The organism is Marinobacter sp. C1S70 (genome assembly GCF_000475355.1).
Lineage (GTDB): Bacteria > Pseudomonadota > Gammaproteobacteria > Pseudomonadales > Oleiphilaceae > Marinobacter > Marinobacter nauticus.
Genome location: NZ_AXBW01000065.1, coordinates 22,894 through 29,065 on the forward strand (window position 1 = coordinate 22,894; position 6,172 = coordinate 29,065).

Consider the following 6,172-nt stretch of genomic DNA (forward strand, 5'->3'; position numbering starts at 1 on the left):
AGCATTACCGTATGGCAACGCGCATTACTCTCCATTACTGCACTGGCTGTAACTGGATGCTGAGATCCGCCTGGATGGCGCAGGAACTGCTGACCACCTTCGACGGCATGGTCGACGAGCTCACCTTGAAACCCGGCTCCGGCGGCATCTTTGAAGTCTGGGTAAACGATACCCGAATCTGGTCCCGCAAGGAGCAAGGGGGCTTCCCCGATATCAAGCAACTGAAACAGCTGGTGCGGAATCAGATTGCCCCGGAGCACTCACTGGGGCACTCAGACAAGCCGGTGTAGTACATCTACGAGGGTGGCTACCCGCTCCCGCACCTTTTCGCTACCATACGCCACCCTCAAAACGCCCGCCCGCTGCGCCATGCCCGTCTGCAGCTGCTGTTCGCCAGAGGTGATCCAGTTGATTTCTGCAGAGGCTTTCCCTTGTCCATCAACGCCTTATATACCGACTTGTCGGGCTACTACGATCTGATGTGTGCCGATATCGATTACCCGGCCCAGAGTCTCGGGATACAGCGGTTACATCAGCTATTTGGCAATGGCGGCAGGCGTCATCTGGATCTGGCCTGTGGCACCGGGCCGCACATCCGGCATTTCCTGAACCTCGGTTACCAGTGCGAAGGGCTGGATATTAATCAGCCCATGCTGGATGTAGCCGAGGAGCGTTGCCCGGAAGCCGTCTTCAGTGTTCGGGATATGTGCGAATTCCGGTTTGATAGTCCATTTGATCTGATTACCTGCTTCCTGTACTCCATTCATTACAGCGATGGTATCGAGAAGCTTCAGGGCTGTATCGAAAGCGCCCACCAGGCGTTATCAGCCAACGGATTGTTCTGTTTCAATGCCGTAGACAAGACCCGAATCAACAACAACCTGTATGTCAGCCACTCCGCCCGGCACGATGGCAGTGAGTTTACCTTTCGGTCTGGCTGGCATTACGTCGGCAGTGGTGAACGGCAGTCGCTCCGGCTTAGCATTGATCGCACCACCAATGGCATCAGTGAATCCTGGCAGGATGAGCACCCCATGGTGGCACTGAGCTTCCGGGAGCTGGCCACCCTGTTACAGCCCTGGTTCGACGTGACCATCTTCGAGCACGACTACGAACGCATCGTGCCCTGGGATGGCGAATCCGGAAACGCACTGTTTGTCTGCGTAAAGCGTTGAGCGTTACCGGATTTCGCTGAGAAGAATAGTGGTTAGTGCTTCATGCCGGCGTGGTCGTTCATCGCCGGGGCACCGTCAAGGGGGCGCACCATCAGTTCGATATTCAGGTCTTCCGCGCCATCAAAATCCAGTCTTACCGGAATTCTCTCGCCCTCAACCAGCGGCTCAGGCAGCCTTTCAAGCATCAGGTGATAACTGTGCGGCTTTAACTCCACGGTTTTGCCGGCGGGTATGAGAAGACCACCATCTACCGGCTGCATACGCATGACCCCCTCATGCATGGAAGTTTCGTGAATCGAAACGTTGCCGGCTCTAGGGGTTTCTGCGCCCACCAGGGTGATGGCCTGTTCACTGTGGTTGGTGATCGCCATATAGCCCACGCCCATGGGGGTACCCGGCGGTGTTGGCCGGCTCCAGGGGTGATTGATCTGTATCGGATGGCTCTGGTGGTCGTTACCGTGTGCGTGATCGGCGGCAAATGTGGCCGGGGCGACCAGGGCTGCGCCCAATGCCAGAGCAATCATGGATTGTTTCATTCGGCGTTCCTTGTTTTCTGACAAATGTCACTACTGTAGCGGCCGGCCGCGACCACTTCAAAGCCATCAGGAGCGACGAATGGTCGCAGGGGTATTGTCCGTGTTTGCCGTGTCAGTGAGCACCTGACGAACGTCCGCCATGGGCACCGGCCGGCTGAAATAGTAACCCTGGAAGCGCAGGCAGCCCATTTTGATCAAGGCCTGGGCCTGAGCCTGCTCTTCTACACCCTCAGCGATCAGACTCATGTTGTGGCTGCGGGCGATGGCGACGATGCTGCGCACCATATTGGCGGCTTTTTCATCTTCAACAATACCGTCCACAAAGCTTTTGTCGATTTTAAGCTCATCCAGAGGTAACTGGCGCAACAAGCTGAGGGAAGAATAGCCGGTTCCGAAATCATCCATGGCCAGGCGTATACCGTGGCTTCTCAGGTTGCAGATGGTTTGCAGCACCTGATCGAAATTGCCCATGAACAGCGTTTCGGTAATCTCCAGAACCAGAGAGGACGGCGAGACATCGTGGGTTTTCAGGGCGTTGAGTACTGTATCCACGAAGCCTGGCTGGCAGAACTGAATCACTGAGATGTTGATGGCCAGATCCAGCGGCTGTTGCACCTTGTCTATCAGTTGCCGGAATTCCCTCAGGCTGGTGTCCAGCACGAAGTTACCCAGAGGAATCATCAGACCGCTTTTCTCGGCCACATCCACGAATTCTGCCGGCGAAACGAATCCCAACTCTTCATCCTGCCAGCGCACCAAAGCCTCCAGACCAATGGTATCGCCTGCATCGTTCACCTGCGGTTGGTACACCATATAGAGAGCATGAGAGGCCAGGCCATAGCGCAGCCTCTGTTCCACGTTCAGCCGCCGTAGATAAGCGGTTTCCATTTCTGCCTTGTAGACGCAGACGGCATTCCGGCTTTGTTTGGCCTCATACAACGCCAGGTGGGCACTACGAATCAGCTTGCTGAGGGAGTCTCCGTCTTCGGGGTACCGGGCCACCCCGACACTCGCGCCCACCTGGAGACGAAGCCGGCCCACTTCGAAGATTTGGGCCAGATCTTCTACCAGCGCCCGGCAGGCATCGGTCAACGAGGGGATGTTGGTATTGGGGGTAACGATGGCGAATTCATCGCTCCCGAGCCTCGCCAGATCGTCGTGTCGTTCCGCCAACCGCTCAAGTCTTCGCCCGAATTCCACCAGGGTGTGATCCCCGTACTCCAGCCCAAAGCGGTCATTGATACCACTGAAGTTATCAATGTTGATCACCACCAGACTGAACGGCCTCGCCTGAGAAAGTCTGCCTTCCAATCGGTCCAGGAGCCCTGCGCGGTTTAACAGGCCGGTGAGATCGTCGTGTCGAGCCCGGTACAGTAACTCTTCCCGACGCTCTCCCTCGGCACGATCAATAACCCGGAACAACAGGTAGAGCAACCAGGCACCCAGTACAAAGCCAATCACGTAGGGTACGAGGGTTCCCATAAAATCGCGGTAAAGAGGGGCAAAACGCGTCTCGGACACTGTCCAGATCTGATACCGAGAGTCGAAGGTGGCGGCTGTCAGATAATCTCGCTGGTCGCGGGTCATATGAAAAGAAACCGCCTCCGGACTGGCCATGATATCCGCCATGGTCTTTCCGGTTCCCTCCTCGAATTCACGACGCTGTGCGCTCAAACGCTCCTCGTTGATCTGCGAGGCAGAATATCGCTCAGGCGTTGCGCCCTCTCGCGACATAAACTGGACGTATTTGTCTGCCTCCCGAAACAGGATGACACTGTCCTCGGGACCATCGTGCAGATCCTGCCCAAGAACTGAACCTTCGGCACCAATCTCCAGTCCGGCGGTCATTACTGCAACCACAGAACCATCGTCCGCTCGCAAGGCCTTTCGTATCGGGATTAACCAGGCACCAAGCGCATCCATATAATAAGTACGCCCTACCACCATCACATCCGACTCAAGGGCTTGCCTGAAACCTTCTGCGGTACTGGGGTTCTCCAGGAGATTGGGCAGGCGGCTGGTGTCCATATTGGTGCTGATACGAACCAGCGTGCCGTCCGGGCGGGCGAGGCCAAAACCAACGAGGGCCGGGTTAACCGAAAGGATACTGTCCAATAAAGGCATTTCCCTCCGCTCTTCCAGCGGTTCGCCACTGTCGAGGAGTTCGCGCCCAACGACATCAAGCACCAGCTCCTGAGTCCGGAACAGACTGTGAACGGATTGGGATATGAGCTCAGCTCTGGACAATTGATGCGCAGTTTCATCAGACAGGGTCTCCTGCCAGCGCTGCTGGAGAGACACCCCTAAAAGCGCAACGCCGACGATTACGATCAGAAAATACAGCGTCCAGATATTGCGTTTCAGAGCCGCCAAGTAGTCAGTCCATTTGTCCCGGTGAATGGGTTAATTTCGCTAACCATGATTATAGGATGACGTTGCAAATACGCACCCTGTTTTGACACAACCTTACCAAAAAAGATGATGCCAAAAGGAACTTTGCCGTCGTTATCCAGACAATCTGTTCATCTGGCGTTCATGCCGGATAGGGTTTACTGAGGCTAGAATCAAAATCAAAGCCAACGGCAACCAGGCGGAAAAGGAGCCAGACAATGAATGTAATGTCCGTGCTGAACCAGATCATGAACCAGGCCCAGGGCGGTCAGTCCCGCCAAGGCAGCCAGGGTGGAACGAACGTAAACCAGATGATGGGCAACCTTGGCAACCAGCTGTCCGGAGGTAAAGGCAGCAGTGGCATTGACGTAAAAAGTCTTCTGGGCGGCGGAGCACTGGGGCTTATGCTGGGCTCCAAGCGCGGCCGGAAAATGGGCGGCAAGGCACTGAAGTATGGCGCCCTGGCCGGCGTCGGCGTACTGGCATGGAAGGCCTATCAAAACTACCAGAGCAACAACCAGGGCCAGGCACAGCCCGCCCCGGTGCAACAGGGCCAACCCCTTGAGCAGTTGCAGGGAGCCGACCAGGAGCGTCGTGGTCTGGAAATTCTCCAGGCCATGATTATGGCCGCCCGTGCCGATGGCCATATCGATGCCAATGAAAGGCAACTACTGACTCAGGAAATCGAGCGACTGGGCCCGGACGACGAACTCCAGGCCTGGATCCAGCAACAATTCGACGCGCCACTGGATGCCAGTGCTCTGGCACACAACGCCGATTCGCCCCAGGCCGCCCGGGAAATCTATGTCGTCAGCGCGGTGATGATTGACGAGCAGAATCCCATGGAGCGCGCCTGGCTGGAACAACTGGCCGGTGCCCTGAAGATAGAACCCAATCTGGCCAGGGAGCTTGAACAACAAGTGCTGGCTGCCAGTTAATCAATCACAGCAGAAGGCACCGGCCACCCCGGTGCCGAATCAGCGTCAGGCCTTCTTCACAAACTCCGACTTGAGCTTCATGGCCCCCACACCATCAATCTTGCAATCAATGTCGTGATCGCCATCCACCAGGCGGATGTTCTTGACCTTGGTTCCCACCTTCACCACCAGGCTGGAACCCTTCACCTTCAAATCCTTGATTACGGTGACGGTATCGCCATCCTGCAGCTCATTGCCATTGGCATCACGAACCACCTTGCCTGCTTCAGCCGCTGCCTGCTCGGCCTCCGTCCATTCATGGCCGCACTCCGGGCACACCAGCTGAACGCCATCTTCGTAGGTGTATTCAGAACTGCACTTGGGGCAAGGGGGCAACTGAGACATTATCATTTCCTGTTAACTGAATGAGCACAGGATTATACCACTATTGCCCCGGCGCCACCCTCGCCAGAATGTCCGGGCTCTCCGACAACGACAATGCCAGAATCACTCCTTCATTCGAAGCCGGAAAAATGCCCGTCAACGCCGTCACATTCACTTGGTGTGACACCATCAAAACGGGCGCGCCCTGCCCCAGGCTATTCACCAACTTGATGGTTTCACGGGTCTGTTGCGGGCCATCGCCCCGGTTGCGAAAAAATGAATTCAGAGCCGGCCACTCAGTCACTGGCCCCACATTCATTTCCTGGGCGGTCTCAAGACATCGACACCACTGGCTGGAAAACACCCTCGCCTCATCAATTCCATGTTCTGCCAGAAACGCTTTCCACGCCCGGGCCTGCTCACGCCCCGTGTCGCTCAGGTTCCTCTGGGTACTGCAATCTCCGAGCACAAACCCGACTGGATCACCGGTGCCTGGAGCCAGGGCATGACGCAGCATCAAAACGGCTCTCCCCTCTCTAAGGGCAGCCCAGGCGTCCTTTTCTGAGGCATGGGTTTGAGAAAACCCTAAAGCGCCGATGGCCATCAAACAAAACACAAACGCTTTCATAATGATTCCTCAAAGATTCCGTCAGCGCGCATATCGCGGCGGTATCACCAGTGCCAGATCTGTGTCATTGGGGGTTACTTTCCAAAAATTTCGAAGGCCATGGATGGCCTGAGAGAAGCGCACATGGATGATGGGATGAAC

At 56.1% G+C, this 6,172-nt stretch carries 7 protein-coding genes; 3 read left to right on the forward strand and 4 right to left on the reverse strand.

Annotated features, from left to right (window positions below; translation table 11 throughout):
* Positions 1-11 precede the first annotated feature (11 nt).
* Together Q669_RS15260 and Q669_RS15265 are read left to right on the forward strand one after the other, a co-directional pair.
* On the forward strand, positions 12-290 hold the full coding sequence (locus tag Q669_RS15260) for a SelT/SelW/SelH family protein (protein WP_011785649.1): 279 nt from the start codon (positions 12-14) through the stop codon (positions 288-290).
* 141 nt (positions 291-431) lie between these two features.
* Positions 432-1,175, forward strand: coding sequence for a class I SAM-dependent DNA methyltransferase (locus Q669_RS15265; protein ID WP_011785650.1), 744 nt, complete (start codon positions 432-434; stop codon positions 1,173-1,175).
* A 32-nt stretch (positions 1,176-1,207) separates the two neighbouring features.
* On the opposite strand, the gene Q669_RS15270 is transcribed toward Q669_RS15265, so the two are convergent.
* Both Q669_RS15270 and Q669_RS15275 read right to left on the reverse strand, forming a co-directional pair.
* Positions 1,208-1,711: a copper chaperone PCu(A)C gene (locus Q669_RS15270; RefSeq protein WP_022992942.1), complete on the reverse strand. Its 504-nt coding sequence runs from the start codon at positions 1,709-1,711 to the stop codon at positions 1,208-1,210.
* Positions 1,712-1,777: 66 nt separating this feature from the next.
* Positions 1,778-4,084, reverse strand: coding sequence for a putative bifunctional diguanylate cyclase/phosphodiesterase (locus Q669_RS15275; RefSeq protein WP_022992943.1), 2,307 nt, complete (start codon positions 4,082-4,084; stop codon positions 1,778-1,780).
* A gap of 236 nt (positions 4,085-4,320) precedes the next feature.
* Between Q669_RS15275 and Q669_RS15280 the strand changes: the two genes are divergently transcribed.
* Positions 4,321-5,040, forward strand: coding sequence for a tellurite resistance TerB family protein (locus Q669_RS15280; protein ID WP_014420820.1), 720 nt, complete (start codon positions 4,321-4,323; stop codon positions 5,038-5,040).
* 45 nt (positions 5,041-5,085) lie between these two features.
* Here the strand turns inward: Q669_RS15280 and Q669_RS15285 are convergent, their stop codons facing one another.
* Together Q669_RS15285 and Q669_RS15290 are read right to left on the reverse strand one after the other, a co-directional pair.
* The gene (locus Q669_RS15285; RefSeq protein ID WP_011785654.1) at positions 5,086-5,424 is read right to left on the reverse strand and encodes a zinc ribbon domain-containing protein YjdM; all 339 of its coding nucleotides are present in this window, start codon (positions 5,422-5,424) and stop codon (positions 5,086-5,088) included.
* A 40-nt stretch (positions 5,425-5,464) separates the two neighbouring features.
* Positions 5,465-6,007, reverse strand: coding sequence for a histidine phosphatase family protein (locus Q669_RS15290; RefSeq protein WP_264673068.1), 543 nt, complete (start codon positions 6,005-6,007; stop codon positions 5,465-5,467).
* Positions 6,008-6,172 lie beyond the last annotated feature (165 nt).